Here is a 536-nt window from a genome sequence, read left to right on the forward strand (position 1 = left end):
CCGACCAAACTGAGCGGAACAGCCGTGGCCGGCATGCTCGCCCGGGAACTCGAGACCCACTGCCCGGAGGGCTTCATCCCCGCTCGACTCACAGTCGACCTGTATCAACCGGTCGACAACGCCGCGTTCGATCTGCGCAGCACGGTGGTCCGTCGAGGATCTCGAATCACTGTTGCCGACGCGGCACTGTCGCAAGACGGTCAGCAACGTGTGAGGGCGACAGCCGTTTTCCTCACCACCGGGACCGAACCGCCTGGCCAGCTCTGGAGCCGAGACGAACCGCTGCCGGTTCCGCCGCAGGAGAGTGCTGTGCCCGGCGGGACGCCGCCGCTGTTCAAGAGCGGCGATCGCGACTGGTCCGAGGATTTCGCGGCGAATCAAAACGCCGACCGCAAAATCTCCTGGCAGAACCTGCCACCACTGGTCGCCGGGGAACCGATCACTGGGTTCCAGCGCGCAGCGATCCTGGGTGACTCCACGAACCACGTGTGTCATTGGGGCACCGAAGGCGCCGGCTACATCAACGCCGATGTGAC

At 65.3% G+C, this 536-nt stretch carries 1 protein-coding gene; it reads left to right on the top strand.

Features of this window, described 5'->3' with window-relative positions:
- Positions 1 to 33: 33 nt before the first annotated feature.
- The coding region (locus A5780_RS43265) for an acyl-CoA thioesterase domain-containing protein (protein WP_231983117.1) at positions 34 to 536 on the top strand (503 nt) is incomplete at its 3' end.

The sequence above is a fragment of the Nocardia sp. 852002-20019_SCH5090214 genome (assembly GCF_001665865.1).
GTDB classification, from domain to species: domain Bacteria; phylum Actinomycetota; class Actinomycetes; order Mycobacteriales; family Mycobacteriaceae; genus Nocardia; species Nocardia nova.